Genomic DNA, 2798 nt, shown 5'->3' on the forward strand with positions numbered 1-2798 from the left:
TACCACTTGGCGACGCCCCTATCATATAACCTTGAAATGAAGTAATGGTGATTCATTTAAACTATTGACCAAGTAAGCTTTACATGGTGAATGAGTCAAAATCTCATCAATATTCATATCGGCAGTTACTTCAGTAAAAACACTAGCACCTGTACCTGTAAGTTTTGCAATACCGAACTGATCTAAATACTGCATCGCTTCATTCACTTCAGGATATAGGCTTTTTGCTAAAGGCTCAAAGTTATTTCCGAAGTTAAATGGCTTTAACTGATAGGCGCAAAATTTAGTAGGCTTCGTGTCTCTTGTCAACGTTTTTTGTGAAAAAAGCAGTTGAGTGCTGATAAAACAGTCAGGTTTCAGCACAATGTATTGTTTTTGATCTAAGTCTATGAATGTTAAGTGTTCGCCAATGCCTTCTGCCCAGGCATTACGACCATGAACAAAAATGGGAACATCGGCACCGAGTTTGAGCCCCAGCTCTGCCAATTGTTCAATGTTTAAACCACATTGCCATAATCGATTGACCACAATCAGGGTGGTCGCCGCATTTGAAGAGCCGCCGCCAAGTCCTGCACCCATCGGAATGTTTTTTTCAATACGGATATTTAAGCCTGAATATGCTTTTGCATACGGCTTTAAAATCTGTGTGGCCTTGAAAATCAGATTGTGTTCTAAATCGACGCTGCTTAATCCATCAATGCTAATTTCAGGACTTGCTGTTTGGCTAAATTCCAGCCAGTCACACAAATCGATGAGCTGAAAAATACTTTGCAATTCATGATAGCCGTCGTCACGACGACCGGTGATATGCAAAAAAAGATTCAGCTTGGCAGGAGAGGGAACACGAATCATAGAATTTTGAACTTTTGAATGGGCTTAACGGTTTTGAATGATCATTGTAATACGGTTTTCCTGACCGGATTCAAGTGCCTGCTTCAAAATTAATTTATTCGGTAATTGCGCTTGCTCGTTATAACTCAGGTCTACAGTCCAGCCATCTTCCAAAAACTGGATGGGACGGTTTTGCTCATCTTTACTGATTTTTGCCTGTGTGGTTGCCGGTTTGGCCTGAACCCAGTCGACTAAATGGGTAATTGGGGCCTGCCAACCTGTCGCACGTTCCAGCAATTCTTCAGGGGTACCGGCTTGAATCAAACCTGTTTTGGCACTGTTGAGCGTGACATTACCCGGCTGGCCTGAAATCTGGGTCTTACCTACACCCAAAATTCCGCTTAACTCGATATCAAATTCCTCTTGCTCTTGAACCCAGGTAAAAAATGCACTGCCGGATTGTTTTGGTGTTTTGACGCCAATTTTACCTTGCAGGTTGAAGTTTTTTGCTGCTTCAGGAATTTGAGAGCTACTTGGCGCTTGAGGTTGAGTGTATTGCTGGCAACCGGTCAGGATGAGTGTACTTGTTGCAATCAGGCTTAAACTGAATTTGGAGAAAATGTGCATACAGATCTTTAACTCTTTTTCATTTGTTGCGGTAACAGTAACGATTTCAATTGCTCTAATTGAGGATCATTGGGGTGTTTTTTTTGTAATTGTTGTAACACTTGATTAAATTTTGTCAGATCACCTTGCATGTAAAGGGATTTTGCATAACGAACCCCAATTTTTGCACTTTCACTGATTTGATAAGCTTTTTCTAACACCTGAGCCGAGGTCTTAAAGTCATTTTGTAGAAAAGTGATATAGCCAAGTGTATCTAAAATAGAGGCCTGTTCAGGGGCAAATTCCAGGGCATGCTCGACATACTGACGCGCCTCATCCAAACGCCGGTTTTGCAATGCCAGCGTATAGGCATAAGCGTTCAGGTAAGTCGGACTATTGGGTTCAATTTCGAGCAATTTTTTCAATAATTTATCAAGTTTATCTCGATCTTGATAAGGATCGAGTAATAACACCTCGGAATAAATCAGCTCGGGATCATCCGGCACGTTTTTAATCGCTTCTTCAAGCAGGCGTATTGCTGCTTTTTTATTGTCCATTCGTTTTAAAATATCGGCCTGAGCCTGATAGAGGAAACTGGCATGCTGCGGATAATTGACCCGTTCCTGAGTAAGGAAACGCAGCGCATCGGCAGGCTGGTTCTGGGCAATAAAAATATTAATCATGCTGCGGCGTGAAACCGTGTACAGGCTGCCGTCCACCAGACGGTAGTAGGCTTTTGCCGTTTCGAAATGCTGTTTTCTTTCTGCATTGACCGCCAGATAGTAATAGGCTTCATTTTGGTACTGAGTGGAATAACGTAACTCGACTAAATATTTTTCAGCTTTTTCATATTCTTCTAGGTCAATACTGGTTAAGCCAGCAATAAAAAGTGCTTCTTCTTCATGTGGCCATTTTTTTAACAAAGCTTCCAGTTTGCTGAGTGCTTCTTCAGATTTATTTAATTTAATCAAATATTTAATTTCAGATAAGCGAACTTCTATATTGTTTTTATGTTTGCGGCTGGCTTTGTCGTACCACTTTAGCGTTGCTTCATCATCCCCCAAAGCACTAAGCAAATTGGCCTTCATTAAGATAAAAGCGGTCACATTGGCACGTTTCTTTAAAGCACGGTTAATGGTGTTCAGTGCTTGTTGCAGCTGTCCATTTTGAGCTTCCAGACCGGCAATCAGCACCAGTATGGAAGGGTTATCCCGCTCTTTACTTTTACCTAAGGCCTCAATCAAAAAATCGCGATCTTCTGGTTCTTCCGGAGCAATTCCCACCAGAATCTTTTCTAAATCTGCATCCGGGTCAATATTTAAAATTTTATCTAAGGTTTCCGAGGCCAGTTCATACTCATG

Annotated in this window: 3 protein-coding genes; all 3 read right to left on the minus strand. The window is 41.5% G+C overall.

Annotated elements, in window-relative coordinates; all coding sequences use genetic code 11:
• Nucleotides 1–21: 21 nt before the first annotated feature.
• Nucleotides 22–852 carry a 4-(cytidine 5'-diphospho)-2-C-methyl-D-erythritol kinase gene (gene ispE / locus B2Y23_RS02275; protein ID WP_291352693.1) on the minus strand — a complete coding sequence of 277 codons (831 nt, stop codon included), beginning with the start codon at nt 850–852 and terminating at the stop codon, nt 22–24.
• A 24-nt stretch (nt 853–876) separates the two neighbouring features.
• On the minus strand, nt 877–1458 hold the full coding sequence (lolB, locus tag B2Y23_RS02280) for a lipoprotein insertase outer membrane protein LolB (protein WP_291368766.1): 582 nt from the start codon (nt 1456–1458) through the stop codon (nt 877–879).
• A gap of 8 nt (nt 1459–1466) precedes the next feature.
• Nucleotides 1467–2798 (minus strand): tetratricopeptide repeat protein (locus B2Y23_RS02285; protein WP_291368768.1); only part of this gene is annotated, 1332 nt, incomplete at its 5' end.

The sequence above is a fragment of the Acinetobacter sp. UBA5934 genome, assembly GCF_002430855.1.
Taxonomy (GTDB): Bacteria; Pseudomonadota; Gammaproteobacteria; order Pseudomonadales; family Moraxellaceae; genus Acinetobacter.

What these genes read in the sequence shown, in the direction of transcription:
- lolB (WP_291368766.1), bottom strand. Translation starts at nt 1,458, where the DNA reads ATGCACATTTTCTCCAAATTCAGTTTAAGCCTGATTGCAACAAGTACA.
- ispE (WP_291352693.1), bottom strand. Translation starts at nt 852, where the DNA reads ATGATTCGTGTTCCCTCTCCTGCCAAGCTGAATCTTTTTTTGCATATC.